General features: G+C 66.3%; 21 protein-coding genes. 11 read left to right on the top strand and 10 right to left on the bottom strand.

Annotation, left to right across the window (positions count from 1 at the left end):
- Positions 1–26: 26 nt before the first annotated feature.
- Positions 27–2252, bottom strand: coding sequence for a TonB-dependent receptor (locus ACW179_RS11140; RefSeq protein ID WP_492059585.1), 2226 nt, complete (start codon positions 2250–2252; stop codon positions 27–29).
- Between the two features lie 490 nt (positions 2253–2742).
- On the opposite strand from ACW179_RS11140, the gene ACW179_RS11135 reads away from it, so the two are divergent.
- The 3 genes from ACW179_RS11135 (at position 2743) to ACW179_RS11125 (ending at position 6042) form a co-directional block, all read left to right on the top strand.
- Positions 2743–3942, top strand: coding sequence for an IS256 family transposase (locus ACW179_RS11135; RefSeq protein ID WP_492059584.1), 1200 nt, complete (start codon positions 2743–2745; stop codon positions 3940–3942).
- Between the two features lie 409 nt (positions 3943–4351).
- Complete coding sequence (locus ACW179_RS11130; protein WP_492059583.1) at positions 4352–4915, top strand: Pvc16 family protein; 564 nt, start codon at positions 4352–4354, stop codon at positions 4913–4915.
- On the top strand, positions 4915–6042 hold the full coding sequence (locus ACW179_RS11125) for a phage tail sheath family protein (RefSeq protein ID WP_492059582.1): 1128 nt from the start codon (positions 4915–4917) through the stop codon (positions 6040–6042). Before ACW179_RS11130 ends, ACW179_RS11125 begins: the two co-directional genes overlap by 1 nt.
- Positions 6043–6207: 165 nt before the next feature.
- On the opposite strand, the gene ACW179_RS11120 is transcribed toward ACW179_RS11125, so the two are convergent.
- Positions 6208–6783: a gluconate 2-dehydrogenase subunit 3 family protein gene (locus ACW179_RS11120; protein WP_492059581.1), complete on the bottom strand. Its 576-nt coding sequence runs from the start codon at positions 6781–6783 to the stop codon at positions 6208–6210.
- The gene (locus tag ACW179_RS11115; RefSeq protein ID WP_492059580.1) at positions 6783–8531 is read right to left on the bottom strand and encodes an FAD-dependent oxidoreductase; all 1749 of its coding nucleotides are present in this window, start codon (positions 8529–8531) and stop codon (positions 6783–6785) included. The genes ACW179_RS11120 and ACW179_RS11115 overlap by 1 nt, the downstream gene beginning before the upstream one ends.
- A 270-nt stretch (positions 8532–8801) precedes the next feature.
- On the opposite strand from ACW179_RS11115, the gene ACW179_RS11110 reads away from it, so the two are divergent.
- Positions 8802–9560, top strand: a complete 759-nt coding sequence (locus ACW179_RS11110) for a 3-keto-disaccharide hydrolase (protein ID WP_492064299.1) — start codon at positions 8802–8804, stop codon at positions 9558–9560.
- Positions 9561–9684: 124 nt separating this feature from the next.
- Here ACW179_RS11110 and ACW179_RS11105 read toward each other — a convergent pair whose 3' ends face one another.
- The 5 genes from ACW179_RS11105 to ACW179_RS11085 are packed head-to-tail and all read right to left on the bottom strand — an operon-like array spanning position 9685 to position 14528.
- Positions 9685–10044 (bottom strand): c-type cytochrome, encoded by a 360-nt coding sequence (locus tag ACW179_RS11105; RefSeq protein WP_492059579.1) that lies wholly within the window; start codon positions 10042–10044, stop codon positions 9685–9687.
- Positions 10045–10069: 25 nt separating this feature from the next.
- A complete protein-coding gene (locus ACW179_RS11100; RefSeq protein WP_492059578.1) occupies positions 10070–11125 on the bottom strand; it encodes a sugar phosphate isomerase/epimerase family protein in 1056 nt (351 codons plus the stop codon).
- On the bottom strand, positions 11122–12264 hold the full coding sequence (locus ACW179_RS11095) for a Gfo/Idh/MocA family protein (RefSeq protein ID WP_492059577.1): 1143 nt from the start codon (positions 12262–12264) through the stop codon (positions 11122–11124). Before ACW179_RS11095 ends, ACW179_RS11100 begins: the two co-directional genes overlap by 4 nt.
- On the bottom strand, positions 12264–13235 hold the full coding sequence (locus tag ACW179_RS11090) for a sugar phosphate isomerase/epimerase family protein (RefSeq protein ID WP_492059576.1): 972 nt from the start codon (positions 13233–13235) through the stop codon (positions 12264–12266). The genes ACW179_RS11095 and ACW179_RS11090 overlap by 1 nt, the downstream gene beginning before the upstream one ends.
- Positions 13236–13265: 30 nt before the next feature.
- Entirely contained in the window at positions 13266–14528 is a 1263-nt protein-coding gene (locus tag ACW179_RS11085; protein WP_492059575.1) for an MFS transporter, read from the bottom strand.
- A 181-nt stretch (positions 14529–14709) separates the two neighbouring features.
- Between ACW179_RS11085 and ACW179_RS11080 the strand changes: the two genes are divergently transcribed.
- Positions 14710–15717, top strand: coding sequence for a LacI family DNA-binding transcriptional regulator (locus ACW179_RS11080; RefSeq protein ID WP_492059574.1), 1008 nt, complete (start codon positions 14710–14712; stop codon positions 15715–15717).
- Here ACW179_RS11080 and ACW179_RS11075 read toward each other — a convergent pair.
- The gene (locus tag ACW179_RS11075; protein ID WP_492059573.1) at positions 15714–16493 is read right to left on the bottom strand and encodes a 3-keto-disaccharide hydrolase; all 780 of its coding nucleotides are present in this window, start codon (positions 16491–16493) and stop codon (positions 15714–15716) included. The genes ACW179_RS11080 and ACW179_RS11075 overlap by 4 nt on opposite strands.
- A 152-nt stretch (positions 16494–16645) precedes the next feature.
- Here ACW179_RS11075 and ACW179_RS11070 point away from each other — a divergent pair, with 152 nt between their 5' ends.
- The 6 genes from ACW179_RS11070 to ACW179_RS11045 all read left to right on the top strand — a co-directional run bounded on the left by ACW179_RS11070 (position 16646) and on the right by ACW179_RS11045 (position 21228).
- Entirely contained in the window at positions 16646–17518 is an 873-nt protein-coding gene (locus ACW179_RS11070; protein ID WP_492059572.1) for a 3-keto-disaccharide hydrolase, read from the top strand.
- A gap of 130 nt (positions 17519–17648) precedes the next feature.
- A complete protein-coding gene (locus tag ACW179_RS11065; RefSeq protein WP_492059571.1) occupies positions 17649–18323 on the top strand; it encodes a TetR/AcrR family transcriptional regulator in 675 nt (224 codons plus the stop codon).
- 71 nt (positions 18324–18394) lie between these two features.
- Positions 18395–19018, top strand: a complete 624-nt coding sequence (folE, locus tag ACW179_RS11060; RefSeq protein WP_492059570.1) for a GTP cyclohydrolase I FolE — start codon at positions 18395–18397, stop codon at positions 19016–19018.
- Entirely contained in the window at positions 19015–19479 is a 465-nt protein-coding gene (locus ACW179_RS11055) for a DUF3429 domain-containing protein (protein WP_492059569.1), read from the top strand. The genes folE and ACW179_RS11055 overlap by 4 nt, the downstream gene beginning before the upstream one ends.
- Complete coding sequence (locus ACW179_RS11050; protein WP_492059568.1) at positions 19472–20206, top strand: SDR family NAD(P)-dependent oxidoreductase; 735 nt, start codon at positions 19472–19474, stop codon at positions 20204–20206. Before ACW179_RS11055 ends, ACW179_RS11050 begins: the two co-directional genes overlap by 8 nt.
- Positions 20200–21228, top strand: coding sequence for an NAD(P)/FAD-dependent oxidoreductase (locus tag ACW179_RS11045; RefSeq protein ID WP_492059567.1), 1029 nt, complete (start codon positions 20200–20202; stop codon positions 21226–21228). Before ACW179_RS11050 ends, ACW179_RS11045 begins: the two co-directional genes overlap by 7 nt.
- On the opposite strand, the gene ACW179_RS11040 is transcribed toward ACW179_RS11045, so the two are convergent.
- Positions 21225–22643: a helix-turn-helix domain-containing protein gene (locus ACW179_RS11040; RefSeq protein WP_492059566.1), complete on the bottom strand. Its 1419-nt coding sequence runs from the start codon at positions 22641–22643 to the stop codon at positions 21225–21227. The two genes, ACW179_RS11045 and ACW179_RS11040, sit on opposite strands and share 4 nt — an antisense overlap.
- Positions 22644–22770: the final 127 nt, after the last annotated feature.

The raw sequence follows: 22770 nt of genomic DNA, 5'->3' as shown, positions 1-22770 counted from the left end.
AAAGGCCCCGTCGCTGGCACGCGTCCCTAGTAGTGGTAGCGCAGGAAGGCGCCGAGGCTGCGCGGGCGGTTCATGCTCAGCAGGTCCTCGCCCAGGCTGTCGATGTTGGAGATCGAGACCACGTACGACTTGTCGAACAGGTTGCGGGCGAAGACACCGGCTTCGATGGTCTGGTCAGGGGATCGCCAGCTGAGCTGGGCCCCGGCCAGCCACACCGCGTCCTGCGACAGGCGATCGGCGTTGCTGTTGTCGAAATAGACCCTGGACGCATAGTTGGCGTCGACATTGGCCACCACCCCGCCGCCGGACGGCAGGGCGGCGACATAGGTGGCGGCGGCGTTGAACGTCACCTTGGGTGACTGCGGCAGCCAGTTGCCGCTGAAGTCCTGGCCCTCGCTGAAATACTCGCCGTACTTGGCGTGCAGCAGCGAGACGCCTGCGGTCAGGGTCAGGGGCTGGATCGGTCGCGCGGTCAGCTCGGCCTCGCCGCCATACACCTCGGAGTTGGCGGCGTTGTCGAGCACCAGCACCGACAGGCCGTTGCGCAGCGCCTGGGCGAACACCTGCTGGTTCTTGTAGTCGTAATAGAAGCCCGAAACATTCAGCCGCAGCCGACGGTCAAAGAACTCCGTCTTTGCGCCCACCTCGAAGGCATCAAGGGTTTCGTTGTCGTAGGGCTCGACCTCCTCGGGGGTGGTGGCCAGGCCGCCGAAAAAGCCGCCACTCTTGTAGCCGCGATTATAGGTGGCGTAGACGCTGGCATCGGGCGTGACCTCGTAGCGCAGGCCCAGTCGACCGGAGAGCGCCGAGAAGGTCTTGCTCTGGTCGGAGGTCAGAAGGACGATCAGCCCGTCCTCGATCTGGCTCTGATAGTTCATGTGCTTGTCGTCGGCCGACCAGCGCAGACCCGCCGTTCCGGTCAGCTTGTCAGTGATCCGGTAGTCGGCCTGGCCGAAGACGGCGTAGCCCTTGGTCTTCTGGGTGTAGGGCCAGCCGAACACCGCCACGCTGTCTGCGGGGCTGAGGCCTTCGGGATTGTCGGGCGTGGCGAACAGCGGGCGGATCTCGCGCAGGGTGTCCTGGCGCGTGTTGTCCTTGACGGTCTCGTCCATGAAATAGGCCCCGACCACCCAGTTGAGGGCAGCAGCGCTGTCGTTGGACTGCAGGCGAAGTTCCTGGGTGAACTGCTGCTGACGAGAACGGTAGTTGATCTCCAGCATCTGCAACGGGCCGCCGTCGGTGTTTTCAGCGGCATTGCGGTGGGCCCACTGCCAGGCGGTGACCGAGACCAGCGAGACGCCGCCGAAGGTCCAGGTGGCCTGGTTGGAGGCGCCGAACAGGTTGACCTTGTCCTTGCCCTCCAGATTGGCGTCGATCGCGCGGTCGTTGTCGTCGGTATCGGCATAGCCCAGCAGGTCGGTGCATTCACCGCTGGCATAGGCGTTGGCGGCGCAGAGGCCGGTGGGGCCTGTCGCGCCGGCTGTGGCCGGGAACAGGGCGCGATGCTGGGGCGCGATGGCGTCGCCGCGATTCACATAGCGGCTGGCCTGGGTCAGCATCTCGAAATCGTCGGTGGGCGTATAGAGCAGCGACAGCCGGCCGGCCCAGTGATGGGCGGCGTTGACGTCGTTTCCTGTCACGCGGTTGAAGGTATAGCCGTCGTCCTTGACCACCTGGCCGGCGACCCGGAAGGCCAGCTTGTCGGCGATGATCGGACCGCCCATGGCGGCCTCGGCGGTGATGGCGTTGAAGCTGCCATATTCCAGCGCCGTATCGGCGGTGAAGGCCTGGCTGGGGCGCTTGGTGGTGACGTTGATCGCGCCGCCATTGGTGTTACGGCCATACAGGGTGCCCTGCGGCCCGCGCAGCACCTCCACCTGGGCCAGGTCGAAGAAGCCGGCCATCTGGGCCAGGGGCGAGCCGATATAGACCCCATCGACATAGACGCCCACGCCGCTGGAGGCGTTGGGGTTGAAGTCGCTGAGGCCCACGCCGCGGATGAAGATCTTGGGATTGGCGGCCGCGTCATTGGCGCTGATCCGCAGGCCCGGCGCCATGTTGTTGAGCCCCATGACATTGCTGACGCCGCGCGCAGCCAGGGTGTCGGCGGTCAGGGCGGTGACCGAGACGGGTACGTCCTGCAGGTTCTCGGCGCGCTTCTGGGCGGTGACGACGATCTCGGCGATCGCCGTGTCGCTGTCGGTGGGCACAGTCGTCTGGGCTGAAGCAAGGCTCGCCGAAAGCGCCAACATGGCGCAGCTCACAAACATGGCCGCTTTCATTTTCCAGTCCCCCAAGCCCGGCGCTTCGACCGGTGCGTCACATTACGATAATAAAAACTATCTCAATGCAAGGGCTGTGAGGGCAAGGTTTTGGCGCGCGAACATGGTGCTCGATTTGGCGTTGCACGCTTTCCAGGCTGGCGAGATCGCAAAGCATCCATGTGCCTGACGCCCTGGCGTCCGGGCGCGGCCCGTTCCCGGGCGCACCCATTCACCGACAGGCGAATTCTTCCCCTAGGCGTGGCAGGTCGCCACGGACCCGCGAAACCGGTGGATCTGTTCGAGACGCTTTCGAAGGCGGTCGTGTCCCGGGACGTGGTGTAGCTCGTTGGCGATAGCGTAGCCGCTCGCGACGCGCGCCTTCCCCATGGCGCCGTAGCGAGCGAGCGGCGTAGCGGTGGTCATCCACGATCTTCGGTAGGGTTGGGTTGCGAAGCTCAACCTGAACCAAGGACCGAAGATGACCGAAGACACAATCGCCCTTCGCGGGCTGATGGAGAAGAGCGGCGACAGCGATTTTCTACGCGAGATGATCGGGTTCGCCGCCCAACGCCTTATGGAGCTGGAGGTGGGCGGCCTGACTGGGGCTGCGCACGGCGAGAAGAGCCCCGAGCGGCTGGCGCAGCGCAACGGCTACCGCGATCGCGACTGGGAGACGCGGGCGGGCACGGTGGAACTGCGGATCCCAAAGCTTCGCAAGGGCTCCTACTTTCCGGGCTTCTTGGAGCCGCGGCGGCTGGCCGAGAAGGCACTGACCGCGGTGATCCAGGAGGCCTACATCCAGGGGATCTCGACCCGCTCGGTGGATGACCTGGTCAAGGCGATGGGCATGAGCGGCATCTCCAAGAGCCAGGTCTCGCGGCTCTGCGAGGAGATCGACGAGCGCGTCCAGGCCTTCCTGACCCGGCCGATCGAGGGCGACTGGCCCTACCTGTGGATCGACGCCACCTATGTGAAAGACCGCACCGCCGGGCGTATCGTGTCCAAGGCCGTCATCGTCGCCGTGGGCGTCAACGCCGATGGCCGGCGCGAGGTGCTGGGCCTGGCGGTGGGCCCTTCCGAGGCCGAGACGTTCTGGACGGACTTCCTCAGAAGCCTGGCCCGGCGCGGCCTGCGGGGCGTCAAGCTGGTGACCTCCGACGCCCACGAGGGTATCAAGGCGTCGGTCTCCAAAATCATGAACTGCACTTGGCAGCGTTGCCGCGTCCACTTCATGCGCAATGTCATGGCTCACGCCGGCAAGAGCGGTCGCGCCATGGTCTCGGCCTTCATCGGCACGGCCTTCGCCCAGGACGACGCCCAGGCCGCCAAGACCCAATGGCGCGGCGTCGCCGACCAACTGCGGCCCAAACTCCCCAAGCTGGCCGGCTTCCTCGACCAGGCCGAGACCGATGTCCTGGCCTACATGACCTTCCCCGCCGCCCACCGCACCAAGTTGCACTCCACAAACTCCCTGGAGCGGCTCAATGGCGAGATCAAACGCCGGACAGAGGTCGTAGGCATCTTCCCCAACGAGGCCGCCATCATCCGGCTCGTCGGCGCCATTCTGCTCGAGCAGAACGACGAATGGGCCGTCCAACGATGCCGCTACATGACCCTGGAAAGTGTCGCTCCCTTGAGCGATGATCCCATCGTCAGCCTGCCCATCATGGCGGCCTGACCAATCCGGCTCAGCCGGAGAGCGCGGTGATCACGCCGACGCAGTTACACCACGCGATGGGACACGACCTCGAAGGCACCCGATGGCTGGCTGATCGCCTGTGGGGATCTGAAGATCGGCGTGCGGGAAAGGACCCACGGCTAACTTCCAGACAACGGGGACACCGGGATCGTCGGGTCTGCGCCACTGTCTGACTTTGGCTAACCGCTGAAAAGCCTATAGGCCGCGCCCACTCGCCCCTGCTCGGAAGGGCTCCATGTACCACAGCCAACGGGTTCGCTTCCGGGCTTGGCAGTTCCAATAGCCAGCGCTACCTTCATGGTCTGCGCCCCAACTCGCTGGAACAAGGCACGGTGGACAAGGTGCTAGCCAAAAAACCGTCCCCCCCGCAGATCTGGTTTGCCCCCTGATGGTCGATCTCGCCGCTGTCGCCCAGGTCGGCGAGCGCATTGCCGCCCGCCTGCGCGCCCGACGCGACCTGCTGGCGGAGGCCGGCACCCTTGCCCCGCTGCCGCCGTCGTTCAACATCAGCTGCCTCGCCACCGCCCAGATGGCCGCCGCGCCGCACGGCCTGTCGATCGCCTGTGTCCACATGCTGCCGTCGACCAGATGGCAGCAGCTGCCGCCGGCACAATCCAGCCAGATCAGCGTCCACGCCCTGCCTATGGACCTCCACTTCCTGCTCGCCGCCCGTTCGGATGACGCGGCCGGCGAACAGGCGATGATCGCATGGGCTATGATTGAGCTCAGCCGCGAGCCGATCCTGTCTGAGCCCGGATACCCAGAGATCGTCCAGTTGACTCCCGCAGCCTCCGATCCGGCTGCCTTGTTCGCGCTATGGCGGGCCTTGGGTCTCGACTACCGCCTCAGCTTCGTCATGATCGCCCACAACATTGCCCTTGCCGATCCCCTCGAGACCGAAGGCGCGCCGTCCCCGGTGCTCACCAGCCCGGACTTCGGAAAGCTCGGCTGATGCCTGAGTATCGCGCTCCTGGCGTCTATGTTGAAGAGATCTCCTATCGCAACAAGTCAATCGAGGGTGTCTCGACTTCGACGGCCGCCTTCGTCGGCCCCACCCTGTACGGCCCCCTGGCCATCGAGGAGCCACCACGGCTCGTAACCAGCGCCATCGACTTCGACCTCCAGTTCGGCGGCGAGGGTGACCTGACCGTCAACGGTGCCAGGATCCCAAACTATCTGGCTTGCGCCGTTGGGGCCTTCTTCCTTGAAGGAGGCCAGCGCCTTTATGTCGCCCGCACTCCCGACAGCCCGACCCTGGCCGACTACAAGGCCGCCCTTGACGCCCTTCTGGCAGTCGAGACTGTCTCGATCGTGGCCGCCCCCGGTGCCTCTACCTTATCCGCGCCGCTCGCCGCCGAGGTGAATGCCGCCCTGATTGCCCACGCCGGCACAGCCGGCGCCTACCGCTTCGCCGTGCTCGACCCGCCGCCCGATCTCGACATCGCGGGCGTGCGCGCGTTCCGTACCGGCTATGACACGCCCCACGCGGCTCTCTATTACCCGTGGATCATCAGATCTGATCAGGTCGCACTGCCGCCCTCGGGTGCCATCTGCGGCATCTATGCCCGCAATGACTTGGAGCGCGGCGTCTACAGGGCGCCGGCCAATGAGATCGTCCGCACAGCCGCCGGCCTGCAGTCCAAGATCAACAAGCAGCAACAGGACCTGCTCAACCCGGAAGGCATCAACGGCATCCGCTCGTTCGAGCAAAGAGGGAACCGCGTCTGGGGCGCCCGCACCCTAAGCGCCGATCCGGAAGCCAAATACGTCAACCTTGCGCGCTATCGCGCCTACCTCACCGCGTCCATTGATCGCGGTTTAGCCTGGACGGTTTTCGAGCCAAACGGCGATCGGCTTTGGGCCAATATCCGGACCTCAGTCAGCGACTTCCTACTCAACGAATGGCGGTCGGGCGCCCTGCAGGGCACTCAGCCAGACCAGGCTTACTTCGTGCGATGCGACCGCTCGACGATGAGCCAGATCGACCTCGATAACGGTCGGGTCATTTGCATGATCGGCGTCTCCCTGCTCAAGCCAGCCGAATACGTCTCCCTTCGCATCGAAGGGGTTACGGCATAGGCGCGTCAGTCCTGACCATTGGCGGCGGCTCGCTTCACGGGGTCGCTGGAGCGGTGAGCGTAGCGTTTGGTCGCCCTGGCGCTCGTGTGTCCTGGCACTGCGCCGATGATCAGAAGGCTGTCGCCGGCGCAGTCCTGGCCAGCAAGGGACCTGAAGATCCGCCGGCTAGCGCGTCGCCCAGGCCCGGCCGATTTCCGAAAGCGGTACGCAGCCATGATAGGCGCCCGGCACGGGATCGTATTGCAGCGCCACCGTCGCACCGAGCTCGGAGGTGAAATAGCCCACGGTCACCAGATCCTCGAGAGCGGGAAAGAAATGGGGCTGGCCGGGGGTTTTCGCCCTGGCGTCCGCACCTTCGCGCTCATAGCCCGTAAGGAGCTCGACCTGCTGCTGGGGACTCAGGGCCGTAAATGCGGTGCCGTGCGCCGTGCGGGCGTCATCGTCCATGCGCGCCAGCCCGTTCAGGAACTTTTCGACCTGACCCTTGTCGTAATAGTTGGCGAAGGCGCGATCGATGAACTGGGGCACGCCGGCTTCGCGGGCTCCAGGCGTGTCGGTGGCGGGAATGATCAGTTCGGCGACCACGTCCACCAGCCGCGCCTGGTCCGGCGTCAGGACGGTGGGGGTCCAGGTCAGGGCGGGCGCCGGAGCGGCGGCGGCCACGGCGCGCTCGGCCCAGCCCGTCGCGCCGACCCCGGCCGCAAGCGCCAAGCCGCGGAGAGTGTCGCGTCGATTCAGCATCACAGGTCTCCCCGCTTGCGCGCCTGAACGGCGTGATCAACCGCCCGCGCCGTCAGCGCCATATAGGTGAGCGACGGGTTCACGCACGACGCCGAGGTCATGGCCGCGCCGTCAGTGACATAGACGTTCTTGCACTCGTGAACCTGGTTGTGGGCGTTCAGCACCGAGGTCTTGGGATCGCGGCCCATACGCGCTGTGCCCATCTCATGGATGCCCAGCCCCGGCGCGTAACCGCCGTCGCGGCCCTGAACGTTCTTGAAGCCCGCAGCTTCCAGCATCTCAACGGCCGCCGTCTGCATGTCGCGACGCATGGCGATCTCGTTCTCGCGCAGCGTGACATTCATCGACAGCGTGGGCAGGCCGTACATGTCCCTGGTCTCGTGGTTCAGGGTCAGGCGGTTGTCCTCATAGGGCAGGATCTCGCCAAAGCCCCCCAGGCCGATGGTCCAGGGCCCTGCCTGGCTGAGCGCGGCCTTGCGCTCGGCGCCAAGGCCGGTTGCGCCCGCGCCGCGCCGGGAAAGGTCACGGTCCCAACCCTGGCGGGAGGCACCGCCCTGATAGCCGAAACCGCGCAGATAGTCGTTTCGCTTGGTCGCCGCATCGCCAAGGTTCCGGAAGCGCGGCACATAGATGCCGTTGGGCCGACGGCCGGAATAGTACATGTCGGCGAACTCGGGGGCCTCGCCTGATGCGCCGACGCCCAGATGGTGGTCCATCACATTGCGGCCCAGCTGGTCGCTGCCATTGCCAAAGCCGTTGGGGAACCGCGCACTGGTGGAGTTCATCATGATCCAGGCCGAGTTGAAGGCCGAGGCGCACAGGAACACGACGTCGGCGTAGAACTCTTCTTCCTGGCGGGTCGTCGCATCCAGGATGCGCACCCCGGTCGCCTTGCCCGCCTTCTCGTCATAGATCAGCGAGGTGACGATAGAGCCCGGCCGGATCACCAGATTGCCGGTGCGCTCGGCTGCGACCAGGCCTCCGGAATTGGAGCTGTAATAGGCGCCGAACGGGCAGCCCCGGATGCACAGGTTGCGGTGCTGGCACTTGGTCCGGCCCAGGCTGAGCTGCTCCTGCGTCGGCTCGGTCAGGTGCGCCGTGCGGCCGATCGTGATCCGGCGCTCGGGAAACCGCGCCTCGGTCTTGGCCTTGAAGGCCTTTTCGACGCAGTTCATTTCCATCGGCGGCTGGAACTGGCCGTCTGGCAGGTGGGGCAGGCCCTCGGCCTGGCCCGAGACGCCGATGAAGCGCTCGACATAGTCGTACCAGGGCGCAAGCTCCTCGTATCGGATCGGCCAGTCGACACCGATCCCCTCACGGGCGTTGGCCTCGAAGTCGATGGGGCTGTGGCGATAGCTCTGGCGGCCCCAGGTCAGCGAGCGCCCGCCCACGTGATACCCCCGAATCCAGTCGAAGCGATTTTCCTCGACATAGGGGTGCTCGTCGTCGCGGACGAAGAAGTGCTGGGTGTGCTCCGTCATCGTATAGTTGGTGCGACGCTGGACCGGATATTTGGCGGCCAGCTCAGCCGGGGGCAATTGGCCCTGCGGGTACTTGGTCTCCCAGGGCGCCGTCATGGCGGTGGGATAGTCCTGCTGGTGGCGGACCATCGGCCCGCGCTCCAGCACCAGGGTCTTGAGACCCTTCTGGGTCAGCTCCTTGGCTGCCCAGCCGCCGGTGATGCCACTGCCCACGACGATGGCGTCATAGGTGTTCTTGCGGCGCGCGCGACCGGTGAGGTTGGCCATGAATGCTCCCTAGCCCGCTCGCTCGAGCGTGGCGCCGGCCAGGGACCTGCCCCGGAGCGCCCATCCGGCGAACCCTTGTTTCTTGGGCTGGAGGCTTCCATGAAATGGGTTACATTGCAATAAAGCTCGGCAATCTGCCTGAAAAAGCCGGGCGCTCGGGGGGATGACCAAGCCATGACCAAGTGCAATCGCCGCGTACACACTGGCCCGGCTCCGGCGCTGCGACGCGCCGTCATAGGTGCTCTGGCGGGTTGCCTGTCGCTGGGCTCGATGGCGCACGCCAGCGCCGAGACCGTGAAGGCCGGGCCGTGGCGTCCACTGTTCGACGGCCGAACGCTGAACGGCTGGACGCCAAAAGTCGCCAAGCATCCGGCCGGCGAAAACTATCGCCAGACCTTCGTGGTCGAAGACGGCGCGATACGGGTGTCCTATGCCGGCTATGACACGCTGGACGGCCAGTTCGGGCACCTGTTCTACAAGACGCCGTTCAAGGCCTATCGCCTGCGCCTGAGCTACCGGTTCCTGACCGAGGGCGGCCTTGCCGACACCCCCGCCTGGGCGCGCAGCAATAGCGGGATCATGTTCCACAGCCAGAGTGCGGAAAGCATGACCCTCGAGCAGCCCTTCCCCGTGTCGGTGGAGTTCCAGCTTCTGGGCAAGGATGGCGAGGCACCCCGCCCCACCGGGTCGGTCTGCACGCCGGGGATCACGATCACCTTCGATGGCGTCAAGGTCGGGGAGCACTGCACGCAGCCCGCCAAGGCGCCGACCATCCCCAACGGAACCTGGACCCAGGTCGAGCTGGAGGTCTGGCCCAATGGCGAGGTCTTTCAGAAGATCAACGGCGTGGTGGTTCACCACTATGCCGACCTGACCCTGGATCCCGAGGATACGGTGGCGGGCGGCGCCAAACCCTACATCCTGGCCCGCGGCGCCCAGCCGGTGACGGAAGGCTATATCGCCCTGCAGAGCGAGGGCCATCCGATCGCGTTCAAGGCCATTGAAATCCAGGAGCTGACGGCGCGTTAGAGCGGGTTGCGATCTGATGGAATCAGATCGCAACCCGCTCTAGTCTTTTGTTTTCACGCGCGTTTCATTCCGAAAACCGGTTCCCACTTTTCGGAACGCGCTCTAGAGCGCCGCCGGGAGGCCCCTACTTCTTCACCGACGCCAGGTACTGAATCACGGCCGCCCGCTGCTGGGCGTCCGGCACGCCAACCAGCATCTTGGTTCCGGGCACGGTCTTGGCCGGAGCCTTGACATAGGCATCCAGCGTCCCCGCGTTCCAGGTGATCGCAGAGGCCTTAAGGGCGTTGCTGTAGGCATAGCCGCCCAGGGTTCCAGCCTTTCGGCCGACGATGCCGGCCAGGGGCGGCCCCATCTTGCCCGGCGCGGGTTTGAGCGAATGACAAACCGCGCAGCGTTGCTCGAACAGATCCTGCCCCGAGGGCGCAGCGATGGCGCCGGTCGCCAGGGTGGACAGGACAGCGGCGAGCATAAGCGGGAACTTCATCAGCACGTTTCCTCGAAAGTTTGGTCTACAGGCCCAGTAGCCGCCGGTTGCGGCCGGCGTCAGGGGCGCTGCCGGCGAAGTCGTCGAACGCCCGGTCCGTCACCTGGATAATGTGGTCGCGGATAAACGGCGCACCTTCGCGGGCGCCTTGCTCGGGGTGCTTCAGCGCGCACTCCCATTCCAGCACCGCCCAGCCGGCATAGTCGTACTGGGCCAGCTTGGAGAAGATCGCCTTGAAGTCCACCTGGCCATCCCCCAGCGAGCGGAACCGGCCCGGACGCTCGGCCCAGCCCTGATAGCCGCCATAGACACCCGACCGGGCCGAGGGCCGGAACTCGGCGTCCTTGACGTGGAAGGCCTTGATCCGCTCGTGATAGCGATCGATGTAGCCGAGGTAGTCCAGCTGCTGCAGCACGAAGTGGCTGGGATCATACAGGATATTGGCACGCCGATGGCCGCCGACCTCGTCCAGAAACCGCTCGAAGGTCGCGCCGTCGTGCAGGTCTTCGCCCGGATGAATCTCGTAGCAGACGTCCACACCCTCGTTGTCGAAGGCGTCTAGAATCGGCTTCCAGCGACGCCCCAGCTCGGCGAAGGCCTCCTCGACCAGGCCCGCCGGACGCTGCGGCCAGGGATAGAAATAGGGCCAGGCCAGGGCGCCGGAAAAGGTCGCATGGGCGTTCAGGCCCAGACGACGGCTAGCGACGGCGGCCGCCTTGACCTGCCCCACCGCCCAGGCCTGGCGCTCGGCCGGCTTGCCGCGCAGCTCGGGCGGGGCAAAGCCGTCGAACAGCTCGTCATAGGCCGGATGCACGGCGACCAGCTGACCCTGCAGGTGGGTGGAAAGCTCGGTGATCTGCAGGCCGTGGCCGGCCAGCATCCCGGCGATGTCGTCGCAATAGGTCTGGCTCTCGGCGGCCAGGGCCAGGTCGAAGAACGAGTCCGCCCCGCCGGTCGGCATCTGCACGCCGACATAACCCAGGTCAGCCACCCAGGCGGCCATGGTCTCCAGCCTGTCGAACGGCGGCTCGCTGCCGATGAACTGGGCCAGGAAGATGGCCGGCCCCTTGAGCGTCTTCATCGCCCGTCTCCTTCTAGAGCCACCCAGCCCGCATCGTCTCGGCTGGTCGCCACGGCGCGCTCGACAAAGGCCATGCCGCGTACGCCCTGCGCGATGCCCGGCACGAGCCCCGCCCCCTGCCCCTGAATTGCATCGGCGAAGTCGCGATAGAGGTTGGCGAAGGCCTCGATGAAGCCTTCCGGATGGCCGGTCGGGATCCGCGTCGCGGCCTGGGCACCCGCGCCCAGATAGGCCGAACCAGCATGCAGCACCTGGCTGGGGCCGTCCAGCCAGTCCAGGGTCAACTCTGTGTGGCGCTCGTGGCTCCAGGTCAGACCGCCCTTCTCGCCATAGACGCTGATTTTCAGGCCATTGCGCGCGCCCGCCGAGATCTGCGAAGCGATCAGGACACCGCGCCCCCCGCCTTCGAAGCGCAGCAGCACGTTGCAGTCATCATCCAGGCTCCGCCCAGGCACGACTGCGGCGAGGTCGGCGCACAGGCGCTCGACCCGGCGGCCGGTAATGAACTCGGCGATGTTGAAGGCATGGACGCCGATGTCGCCGATGCAGCCGCCGACGCCCGACTGCGCCGGGTCGGACCGCCAGTCGGCCTGCTTGTTGCCTTCCCGCTCCAGCGGACGCGACAACCAGCCTTGCGAGTATTCGACAACGACCTTGCGCACCGCGCCCAGGTCGCCGCGCGCCACGATTTCACGCGCCTCGCGGACCATGGGGTAGCCGGTATAGGTGTAGGTCAGGGCGTACAGCTTGCCGGACGCGGCGACGATATCGGCCAGTTCCAGCGCCTGCGCCAGGTTCAGCGTGGCGGGCTTGTCGCTGATCACATGCAGCCCCCCGCGCAGGGCGGCGGCGGAAACGTCGAAGTGCAGATGGTTGGGCGTCACCACCGCAACCAGATCGACACCATCCTCCCGCGCCCGCTCGGCCGCGATCATCGCGTGATGGTCAGGATAGACCCGGTCGCGCGCCACGCCCCAGCCGTCGGCGGCGGCCGCGTTCTTGGCCGGATCGCGGCTGAACACCCCGGCCACCAGCCGGATACGACCGTCCAGCTCGGCGGCCATGCGATGCACCGGCCCGATGAACGAGCCGGGACCACCGCCCACCATGGCCAGCCGCAGGGGCGCAGGCGCGCTCATCAGCCCGTCACTTTCGCCAGATAGTCAAAGCTGATCCTGGCTGACTCGAGACGGGCGTGGGCGAACGGCGGCTCTTGCTCGTAGTAGAAGCCCCGGATCCCGGCGGCATAGGCGGCCGGCAGCAGCGTCTTCCAGTCGATCATGCCGCTGCCGACCTCGGTCGGGTCCTGGCGAAGCTCGAAATTGGCCTTGGTCGTGGGCTTGATGTCCTTGACGTGCATCTGGGTGAACCGGCCCGGGTGCGCCTTCATCAGGGCGATCGGATCATGACCCGCCGCCGTCACCCAGCCGGCGTCCAGCTCGAAGGTGACAAGGCCCGGATCGGTGCCCTTCAGCAGGATCTCCATGCCGTTGGTGTCGCCACCGGTCTTTGCCTTCAGGGGCGCGAACTCGAAATTGTGGTTGTGATAGCCGCTGATGATGCCCGCCTTCTTTAGGACGGCGGCCTTCTCATTGAGGAAGTCGGCGTTCCACTTCCAGTCGTCGGCCGTCATCTGCGTGCCGGCCTGGCGCAGATCCGCACTGCCCATGCGGTCGGGGATGTAGTGGATCGGCATGATCGCCGACTTCACCCCGATCACGCTCAACTCATCAGCCAGCTTGACGAGATCACCGCTGAAACCGTTGGCACCCTTGGGCGCGATATGGGCGCTGGGACAGATCAGACCGGCGCGGTCGAAAGCGGCGCGCAGCTCGGCCGGGGTTCGCCCCAGATAGCCGGCCAGTTCCACTGACCTGAAGCCGATCCTGGCCAGGGTGGCCAGTTGAGCGTCCAGTTCCTTCTGCAGGTCCGGACCAAGCGTATAGAGCTGGATACCGACCGGCAGGTTGTGGCGCTGGAAGAACGGCTTGCTGGCCGCGCTGGCGACACCACCCCACGCCATGCCCATGGCCGCCGCTCCGGCGCCCAGCAGGCCCCGCCGCGACAGGTCGGTTCCGCCGGCGGCATTTCCGAAAACAGTTGAGCGCATGAGGCTTTCCTTTTTCTGCAGGGGCATGGGTCAGGGCTGCGCAGGCGTAGCGGTCGCGACCGGTGCGTCATCAGAAACCTCGGCGACCGGCGCGCGAGTGGGTGGCTTGAAGAACAGGGCCAGCAGGCAAACGGCCGCCAGGGCCATACCGGTCGGGACCATGAACAGGCTGGTGTAGTCCACCGTCGCAACGCCGTCGGGGCCGGTCTGGGTCAGGCGGCTGATCAGCGACGGGAACAGGAAGCTGGCTGCGACATTGCCGACGCCCAGGATCAACAGGTTGAACAGACCCTGCGCGCTGGACCGGACATCCTTGGGGAAGACCGCATCGACGAAGATGTAAACCGTGGCGAAGAAGAAGGCATAGCAGATGCCGTGCAATAGCTGCACCGCGACGATCACCGGGAGACTGTCGGCAAAGAAGGCGAACACCGCAAAGCGCGCGGCGTGACCCAGCACCCCGACGATCAGGGTGATCTTCCAGCCCAGCCGCGCCAGTACCCGGCCCAGCAGGAACATGGTCAGGATCTCGGCCACCTGGCCCAGGCTCAGAACCACCATGCTGAGATTGCCGGCGATGCCCACCCGGTTGGTCAGGAAGGCGTCGGCCATCACGAAGTAGCCGTTGTGGATCACGGAATCGATGAAGGTGACGATGAACAGGACCAGCACGAACGGCGTGGCCAACAGCTTGAAAGCACGTCGCCAGGCCAGGTTGTCTATCCCGGGCGCATCCTTGCGGGCCGGCGTGTGCGGCAGGGTCAGGGAATAGGCGGCAAAGACAAACGAGACTAGCGCCGCGACCAGGAAGATCCAGCGCATCTGCTCGACGGTGGCGTGGGCTCCCAGCAGGAAGACGAAGGGCCAGCTGACCAGCACCCAGCCGACCGTGCCGCCCATACGCACCGCGCCAAAATCCGCCGCCGGGTTACGCAGGTTGGCGAAGGCGATGGAGTTGGTCACCGACAGGGTCGGCACATAGACAAGGCTGAAGATCAGGTAGCAGGCAAAGAACGGCCAGAAGCTGGTCGCGAACGCCGTCCCCACCAGGGCCAGACCACCGATCAGGTGGCTGACCGCCAGGAAACGCTCTGCCGCGAAATTGCGGTCCGCGAACTGGTTGGAAAAGAAGATGCCGACCAGGGCGGCCACGCCCCAGGAACTGCCGACCAGCGACTGCTGCCACGGCGCAAAACCCAGCATGCCCATATAGGGGAAGATCTTCGGCGCCCACGCGCCCCAGATGGCCAGCTGCAGCACCATCATCAGAAAGAGCCTGAAGCTCGTGGTCATGATCCCGGCCCTCCCCGACCAGCATAGGCGGCTCATTTCGACCCGTTTGGATCATGTCCGCTCTGATGTAATCGAAATCATCGATAACAGGGGTCCGTCAAGTCGGCAACCGGATCGGCCAGGTCCGGCGCGGCACCAACGGCGGCTTGCCAAGCAACCGGCATGTCGCCAGTGTTCGCCGATGGCCACCATTCAAGATGTTGCGCGCGACGCGGGTGTCTCGACCGCGACGGTTTCGCGCGTGTTCAGCGCGCCCGAACTGGTGCTGGAGGTGACGCGCAACAAGGTGATGGAGGCGGTCAATCGCCTGGGCTACGAGCCCAACTTCGCGGCCAAGAGCCTGCGCACCCTGCGCACCGAAAAGATCCTGGTCACCGTGCCCGACATCTCCAATCCCTTCTTTTCCCAGGTCATCCGGGGGGTTGAGGAGGCGGCACTGGCGGCGGGCTACTCCGTCCTGCTGGGCGACACGCGCCATGAAGAGGCGCGCGAGGAGCAGTACGCCGTGATGTTCCGGCGCAAGGAGGCCGACGGCCTGATCTTCCTGGGACACCGCCTTCCGGACGTTCTGGCCGAGATGGTGGCGGCCAAAGGCCCCCGAACGCCGATCGTCAACGGCTGCGAGTTTCGTCCCGGCCTGGCGGTCTCCAGCGCCCACATCGACAACGAGCGCGCCGCCGCCGAGGTGATGGAGTATCTGTACGGCCTGGGCCACACCCGGATCGGCATCGTCACCGGCCCGCTGGCCAGCCCGATCAGCAGCGATCGCCTGACCGGCGTGCTGGCCGCCGCCCAGCGTCAGGGCCGCGCCAGCGCCCTGCGCATCTCGGTCGGCGACTTCTCGATCGAGTCGGGCGTGCGCCAGACGGGTGAACTGCTGGACGAGCCCGGCCGTCCGACGGCGATTTTCTGCTTCAGCGACGAGATGGCCATGGGCGCGCTGGAGGCCCTGCGCCAGCGCGGCTTGGGCTGCCCGAACGACGTCTCCCTTGTGGGTTTCGACGACATTCGCTTTGCCCAGTATCTGGACCCCAAGCTGACCACGGTCAGCCAGCCCATGGAGCAGATCGGCCACGAGGTCGTCCGGCTGCTGCTGGATATCCTCGCCGACCGGGCCAGCGCCTTGCAGAACGTCACCCTGCCTCACCGGCTTGTCGTGCGGTCGAGCACCGCCCCGCCGCCGGCTTAAGGGCGTCGCGGAAGCTCGCGCACCCAGATATTGCGAAAGCTGATGGGTTTGCTCGGGTCGCCGTGGGCCTGCAGCTTGATCGGCACCGCGCCATGCACCCGGTATCTGGGCTTGCCGATATAGACCGTCTCGCCCGCCAGCACCGCCCGGTCCTGAACCAGCACGCCGTTGTGGATCACGGTCACCATGGCCGGCGACGCCAGAGCGCCTTCGGCGCCGAAACCGGGCGCGTGCCAGATGATGTCGTAGGTCTGCCATTCCCCGGGCTTGCGGCTGGCATTGGCGAGCGGCGGATGCTGCTTGTAGACGCTGGCGGCCTGACCGTTGACGTAGGTCGCGTTCGCATACGAGTCGAGGATCTGCACCTCGTAGCCCTCGTCGCCCGGGCCTGTGGAGGCCAGGAACACGCCGCTATTGCCCCGGCCCTGCCCGGTTCCGTCGATATCGGCCGGGATGCGCCATTCCAGGTGCAGTTGAAAGTCGCGAAAGGCGCGCCGGGTCTCGATATTGCCCTTCGCCTTGTTCACGGTCATCACGCCGCCCTCGACAGTCCAGCCCGCCGGCGACTTGTCCCGGGCCGAAACCCACTGATCCAGATCATCACCGTCGAACAGTACAATGGCGTCGGACGGAGGCTGACCCGCAACCACGGCGGCCTCCACCTTGGCCGGAGCCGGCGTCCAGACTTCGGTGGCCTCAGGCCTGTCCTGGGCGATCGCCGCCGATGAGGCCAGGAGGCTGACCAGGACTGCGAGAACCCTATCTGGTGTCGTCATGTTCTCTCACTCCCTCAGTCACCATGACCCTATCGCCTCCCAATGCGTTGGCCTAGCCGATGCGAGGCCGGATATGGGGGCACCCAGGCGCTTGCCTTGACAACGCTGTCAGATAGGGTGGCAAGGCCACGCAAGAGGGCGAGGGAGAACGCATGTACAAGATCCTGGCCGTTATCGCGGCCCTGGCCAGCGCCGCGCCGACGCTCGCCGCCCCGCGCCCGCCCCTGACCTTGAGCGAGATTCCCAAGCCCGCCGGCCCCGCGACGGCTTTATTCAATGGCCGGGACCTCAAGGATTGGGACGCCTGGCTGGGCTATGCCGACCCGAGCCTCACCTACAAGCGCCCGCCTGTCGCGCCGCTGGGGGTAACACCGCAGAGCGCCGAGATCTTCAAGGTGGTGGTCGAGGACGGCCGCCCCGCGCTCTATGTGAACGGCAAGACCTGGGGCAGCCTGGTCCACAAGGGCGACTTCCAGAACTATCACCTGCGCCTGCAATACAAGTGGGGCAACGGCCGGTGGGCACCGCGCGAGACGCAGGCACCCAATAACGGCCTGCTCTATCATTCGCACGGCGCGCCCGGCGTGGTCTGGGGCACCTGGAGCCAGTCGGCGGAGTTCGAAATCATGCTCGGCTCGACCGGCATGATCGTGCCTGTGGGCGACGCCATCAGTGTCGCCACCACGGTGGTCGACGATCCCGCCCTGATCGATCCCAAGCTGCGGTTCGCGCCAGACGGCCGCGCCAAGGTGGTGAAGGGCGGCACGGCCGACTGGAATGTCGAGGCCTATGCCGACGCCGAGAAGCCCGTTGGTGCCTGGAACACCCTGGACCTCTACGTGCTGGGCGACCGCGCCGTGCATGTGGTCAACGGCGTGCCGGTCATGGAGGTGCGCGACATCAAGGCCGGCGGCCAGCCCCTCACCCACGGCGCGATCCAGTTCCAATCAGAAGGTGCCGAAGCCTTCTTCCGCGACATCGTGCTGACGCCCATCAAGTCCTTGCCCAAGGTGGTGGTGAAATAGGCGCAAGCCGTCCGGGGTGATCGGCTGGTGCCCATCGAACAGTTTCCCTATCTCGAATGAGATAGGGAATGGTTTTTGGCGGCAGAAAAGGCGATAAGTCTGCGGCTCACAGCTTCTCGAAGGATCACAGGTGTCCAGACCCAAGGGTTCGCGCGATACAGGCCATGAGGCCAAACGCCAGGACCTGCTGGCCAGGATGACGCTGCACATGGTCCGCCGCGATGGCGGCCGCGCCAGCCTGCGAGAACTGGCCGCCGCAGCCGGGGTCTCGGTCCCGACGCTTCGGCACTATTTCGGGGATCGCAGTCAGACCCTCGATGCGGTGATGGCCGAATGCCTGCGGCGCGGCCGGCCCGGCCTGGACGCCCAGCGACACAGCGACCAGCCCTTCAGCCAATCCATCCGCGACTATGCGCAAGACCTGATGGTCGCCCTCTCGAGCGCCAAGACCGTTCGGCTGGGCGATGTTTTCGCCGTCAGCCTGGCCGAGGGGTTCCTGGACCCGCAACTGGGACCGTCCGCTCTGTCGCACATCGTCGATCCGACGATCGAGGCCTTGCAGGCGCGACTGGCCCTTCACGTTCAGCGCGGTGAGATGATCTCTACCGATCTGCGGGCGGCGGCCCTCGTCCTGGCCTCGCCCCTGCTGCTGGCCAGCCTGCATCAGCACCAGCTTTGCGGTCACCAGACCAGCCCGCTGGCGATGAACGATCTGGTCGAGGACGTTGTCGCGGCCTTCCTTCGGGCCTTTGCCGCTCCACCGTACGTCTCCGGTGCGGCCGCCCTTGAATCCCTTACGGCATAATCGCGCTTTTCTCTATCTCAATTGAGATATAGAAATCTCGTCGACGCCTGTCGCGTCGCGTGGAGAACCCTATGCCTGCACTCTCGATGTCGGCGAGCGCGCCTGCCCTGACCCCCGCCTCGCGGCCGACCCAGGCTCAGGCCGAGGACGCCGTCCGCCTGCTGATCGCCTGGGCCGGCGACGATCCCGAGCGCGAGGGACTGATCGACACGCCCGCCCGCGTTGCACGATCCTATGCCGAGCTTTTCAGCGGCTATTGGGAAGACCCGCGCGAGCATCTGGCGCGCACCTTCCAGGAGGTCGGCGGCTATGACGATCTGATCGTGCTGTCCAATATCCGCGTGGTCAGCTGTTGCGAGCACCATATGCTGCCGGTGATCGGTCGGGCGCATGTGGGCTATCTGCCCGGCTCCCGGGTGGTCGGTATCTCCAAGCTGGCGCGGGTCGTGGCGGGATTTTCGCGCCGTCTGCAGATCCAGGAAAAGCTCACCGCCGACATCGCCGGCGCGATCGAGGATGTTCTGCAACCGCGCGGCGTCGGCGTGATCATCGAGGCCGAGCACAGCTGCATGACCTTGCGCGGCGTCGATACGCCAGGGTCGATGCTGACCACCAGCCGCCTTCTGGGCCAGGTTCGCGACGATCCGCGCACGCGTGAGGAGTTCCTGGGCACGGTGCGCCAGGCGCGCGGATGAGCCGCGCCACCGCCGTGTCTCCTGCGTCGGCCCCAGAGATCCCGCTGGCCTTGCGCGTCTATGGCGCTCTGGGGCTGGCGCCGTTCTGGGCCCCGCCGCTGATGGGACTTGGCTTCCCGTCCCTGATCCCCTTGGCCGCCCTGGCCCTGTCGGGCTATGCGGCCGTGATCCTGTCTTTCCTGGCCGGCACCCGGCTGGGCATGAGCGTGATGGGCCAACGCCCCGCCACCTTGACGCTTTCCCTGTCGATGATCCCGCCGCTGGTGGGATGGGCGCTGATGCTGGTCCCACCTGAGTTCTCCCGTTTGCGGCTTGGCGGCCTGGCCCTGGCCCTGCTGACCCATGCGATCTGGGACAGCCGCGCGGGCGACGCGCCCGCCTGGTATGGCAGGCTGAGATGGCCGCTGACCTTGGGCGCAGTGACCGGTCTTATCGCCGGCGCGGCGGTGCTGCATGGATAGCCCGCCCAGCGTGGCGGTCGTGGTCGGCGTCGGCGGCGGCGTCGGCGCGGCCCTCGCCGAAGTCCTGGCCGCCCAAGGCCGCTATGACCGCGTGGTCGGCCTGGCGAGACGCCGCCCGGCCTCGTGGCCTGATGACCCCCGCCGCCCCTTCCTCCAGGCCGATGTGCTGAGCGAGCCAGACCTTGCGGCCGCCGCAACAGAGTTGCGAACCCACGGCGCGCTGGAGCGCATCGTGGTGGCTACGGGCCTGCTGCACGGCCAGGGTGTGACGCCAGAAAAGACCCTGCGATCGCTCGATGCGGCCAGCCTGATGAAGGTGTTTGAGGTCAATGCCATTGGACCCGCCCTGGTCGCCAAGCACCTTTTGCCCCTGACGCCGAAGGATCGTCCCAGCGTCTTTGCCGCCTTGTCGGCGCGGGTGGGCAGCATCTCCGACAACCGCCTGGGCGGGTGGTACGGCTATCGCGCCTCAAAGGCGGCGCTCAATATGCTGATCGCCACGCTTGCCATCGAACATGGACGCACGCGGCCGCTGGGGGCGTGCGTAGCCCTGCATCCGGGCACAGTGGACACGCCCCTCAGTCAGCTGTTCCAGCAGGGCGTCGCCGAACAGAAACTTTTTACCCCCACCCGATCAGCGACGGCCCTGGTCGCGCTTATGGACGGGCTTGGTCCTCAGGATAACGGCGGCTTCTTCGCCTGGGACGGAAAGCCTATCGCATGGTGACCCCCCTCAATGCAGCGCAGCCAAAGCGGGTGGCGATCATCGGTGCCGGCATGGCCGGCCTGGCCTGCGCGCAACGCCTGACCGCCTTCGGCGTCGCAGTGCGCCTGCTGGACAAGGGCCGGGGCGCTGGCGGGCGAATGTCGACACGCCGGATCGAGACCCCGCTAGGCGAGGCGTGTTTCGATTTCGGCGCGCCGTTCTTCGTGGCGCGTGATCCGGACTTTCGACTCTGCGTCGAGGGCTGGATACAGGGCGGCCACGCCTCGGCCTGGCCCTCAGCGGGACCCGAGGCCATCGTCGGGCGACCGTCCATGAACGCGCCGCTCAAGGCCATGGCGCAAGATCTGGACGTCGCCTGGTCGACCCACGTCACCGGACTGCGAAAAGAGGTTGCCGGGTGGATGGTCGATGTCATGCCCCCCGGCCTGCCCGAAGGCCCCTTCGATGCCGTGGTCCTGGCCATACCGCCCGAGCAGGTCACAACGCTCCTGAACCCGCACGCCTTCGACCTCGCCGTCTGTTCGGCCAAGGCACTGTCGGCGCCAGTATGGACAGCCATGGTGGTGTTCGACGTGCCCTTGGTCCTGAATGCGGGCCGGCTTGGCTCCTGCGAAACCCTGGCACTGGCGATTTGCGAGAACAGCAAGCCGGGACGCTCCGGGCCGGAAGCCTGGACCTTGCAGGCGACGCCGGAGTGGTCGCGGGCCAATCTGGAATCCGCCGCGCCCCTGATCGCTACCCGCCTGGTCGACGCCCTGGCCCGACGACTGCCTCGGCCCCTCCCCCAGGTCGTTGCCTTGCAAGCCCATCGCTGGCGCTATGCTCGTCCGGCTGCCGCCTCCACCTCAACCTCCGGACCGATCTGGCGCGAGGCGGCGGGCCTGGGGCTTTGCGGCGACTGGCTGCAGGGCGACGGCGTCGAGGCGGCCTGGTGCTCGGGCGTTCTTCTGGCCGATCGCATCTGCGCATCTACCGGCCTGATAACCGAGGCCCTGCCCGAGGCTGCATCGACAGCGACCTAAAGGGGCGAGCGCAGCGAAAACGGCGTCACGCGCCGTTCGTCTTCCAGCACGTCGAACAGACGATCCACCGGCGGGAAGGCGCGCTGCTGGCACGTGTTGCGCTCGCAGATCCGGCAACTGACCCCGATGGGCGTCGCCGGACCGCCCAGATCCAGGCCCTCGGCATAGACCAGGCTGTCGGCATATTGCGCCTCGCAGCCCAGGCCCAGGGCATAGCGGCGGTCGGGCTGCAGGTAGGAGCCCGACCGCTTGACCACGCCGCGCGCGATACAGACATAGCGTACGCCGTCCGGCATCTCCGCCAGTTGCACCAGCAGCTTGTCGGGCCGGGCGAAGGCGTCGTGAACGTTCCACAGCGGGCAAGTGCCGCCGAACCGCGCGAACTGGAATCGGGTGGCGCTGTGGCGCTTGGTGATGTTGCCGGCCTGATCCACGCGCACGAAGTAGAACGGCACGCCCCGCGCACCCGGGCGCTGCAAGGTGCTGAGCCGGTGGCATACCTGCTCCAGACTGGTCTGGAAGGTCAGGCCCAGGCGCTCAATGTCGTGACGCATGGTGCGCGCCGCTTCGCGGAACCGCTCATAGGGCAGCAGCAGCGCTCCGGCCGCATAGTTGTAGAGTGCTGTCCGGCAAACCTTGGCGGCGCTGTCGCTGCGCAGGCCCGCCGCCTCCAGCTCGGCCTCGACGGTCTCCGACAGCACCTCGGCGACGATCTGATAGGCCATCTGGAAACAGCGGGTCGCCGCCGAGTCCGCCGCGCCCAGGGTCAACCGCCCCTCGCCCCGGTCGAACCGCCGCAACAGGTCGCGCTCCAGCGAGCGCTCGACCGTGATACCCAGTCGGGCCTGGAGGTAGCGCTCCAGGGCCGCCTCGGCTGAACCTCCCGCCTCCAGGCCCAGCCCTGACGACAGGTCCTCGGCGGCGACGTCGAGGCTGTGAACATAGTTGTTCCGGTAGTGAAAGAAGTCGCGCACCTCCTCATAGGGCAGCAGGGCGCTGGCGGCGACGGTCTCGTCCAGCGACACCGCTTCTTCGGTGGCCTTCAGGCGTTCGTCCAGGCGGCGATAGGCGTGGTGCAGGGCCAGGTAGGAGCGCGCCAGGTTGGGCGTATTGGCCACCGCCTGCTTGAGCTCGTTGAGCCCCGGGGCCTGCCCCTGGTCCAGCTGGTCGGCGGTGGCTTCGCGCAGGTCGGCGATCAGCCGCTGATCGTCGGCTGCATCCAGGGCCGAGGCATCGACCTCGAACACCCGCATCATGTCGATCAGGACCCGCGCCGTGATCGGCCGCTGGTTGGCCTCGATCTGCGACAGATAGCTGGCCGACAGGCCCAGGCGGGTGGCGCAGACCTCCAGCTTCCAGCCTCGCGCCTGGCGCAGATTGCGAACCTTGGGGCCGATGAAGAGCTTTTCGCGCACTTAACAACTTTTCCATTTCACAAACTCAACCCACACAATCCACACTTCAGGGCTTGATGGAAGGTCTGCGACGCTTGCCAGCCGCCACAGTTTCCCGATTTTGTGTAACTGTGACAATTCCCCCTGG

This window comes from Caulobacter sp. AVps18, from assembly GCF_058681425.1.
This window is presented reverse-complemented; position numbering and strand designations above follow the sequence as displayed.

What these genes read in the sequence shown, in the direction of transcription:
- ACW179_RS11140 (WP_492059585.1), bottom strand. Translation starts at nt 2,252, where the DNA reads ATGTTGGCGCTTTCGGCGAGCCTTGCTTCAGCCCAGACGACTGTGCCC.
- ACW179_RS11135 (WP_492059584.1), top strand. Translation starts at nt 2,743, where the DNA reads ATGACCGAAGACACAATCGCCCTTCGCGGGCTGATGGAGAAGAGCGGC.
- ACW179_RS11130 (WP_492059583.1), top strand. Translation starts at nt 4,352, where the DNA reads ATGGTCGATCTCGCCGCTGTCGCCCAGGTCGGCGAGCGCATTGCCGCC.
- ACW179_RS11125 (WP_492059582.1), top strand. Translation starts at nt 4,915, where the DNA reads ATGCCTGAGTATCGCGCTCCTGGCGTCTATGTTGAAGAGATCTCCTAT.
- ACW179_RS11120 (WP_492059581.1), bottom strand. Translation starts at nt 6,783, where the DNA reads ATGCTGAATCGACGCGACACTCTCCGCGGCTTGGCGCTTGCGGCCGGG.
- ACW179_RS11115 (WP_492059580.1), bottom strand. Translation starts at nt 8,531, where the DNA reads ATGGCCAACCTCACCGGTCGCGCGCGCCGCAAGAACACCTATGACGCC.
- ACW179_RS11110 (WP_492064299.1), top strand. Translation starts at nt 8,802, where the DNA reads ATGGCGCACGCCAGCGCCGAGACCGTGAAGGCCGGGCCGTGGCGTCCA.
- ACW179_RS11105 (WP_492059579.1), bottom strand. Translation starts at nt 10,044, where the DNA reads ATGAAGTTCCCGCTTATGCTCGCCGCTGTCCTGTCCACCCTGGCGACC.
- ACW179_RS11100 (WP_492059578.1), bottom strand. Translation starts at nt 11,125, where the DNA reads ATGAAGACGCTCAAGGGGCCGGCCATCTTCCTGGCCCAGTTCATCGGC.
- ACW179_RS11095 (WP_492059577.1), bottom strand. Translation starts at nt 12,264, where the DNA reads ATGAGCGCGCCTGCGCCCCTGCGGCTGGCCATGGTGGGCGGTGGTCCC.
- ACW179_RS11090 (WP_492059576.1), bottom strand. Translation starts at nt 13,235, where the DNA reads ATGCGCTCAACTGTTTTCGGAAATGCCGCCGGCGGAACCGACCTGTCG.
- ACW179_RS11085 (WP_492059575.1), bottom strand. Translation starts at nt 14,528, where the DNA reads ATGACCACGAGCTTCAGGCTCTTTCTGATGATGGTGCTGCAGCTGGCC.
- ACW179_RS11080 (WP_492059574.1), top strand. Translation starts at nt 14,710, where the DNA reads ATGGCCACCATTCAAGATGTTGCGCGCGACGCGGGTGTCTCGACCGCG.
- ACW179_RS11075 (WP_492059573.1), bottom strand. Translation starts at nt 16,493, where the DNA reads ATGACGACACCAGATAGGGTTCTCGCAGTCCTGGTCAGCCTCCTGGCC.
- ACW179_RS11070 (WP_492059572.1), top strand. Translation starts at nt 16,646, where the DNA reads ATGTACAAGATCCTGGCCGTTATCGCGGCCCTGGCCAGCGCCGCGCCG.
- folE (WP_492059570.1), top strand. Translation starts at nt 18,395, where the DNA reads ATGCCTGCACTCTCGATGTCGGCGAGCGCGCCTGCCCTGACCCCCGCC.
- ACW179_RS11055 (WP_492059569.1), top strand. Translation starts at nt 19,015, where the DNA reads ATGAGCCGCGCCACCGCCGTGTCTCCTGCGTCGGCCCCAGAGATCCCG.
- ACW179_RS11050 (WP_492059568.1), top strand. Translation starts at nt 19,472, where the DNA reads ATGGATAGCCCGCCCAGCGTGGCGGTCGTGGTCGGCGTCGGCGGCGGC.
- ACW179_RS11045 (WP_492059567.1), top strand. Translation starts at nt 20,200, where the DNA reads ATGGTGACCCCCCTCAATGCAGCGCAGCCAAAGCGGGTGGCGATCATC.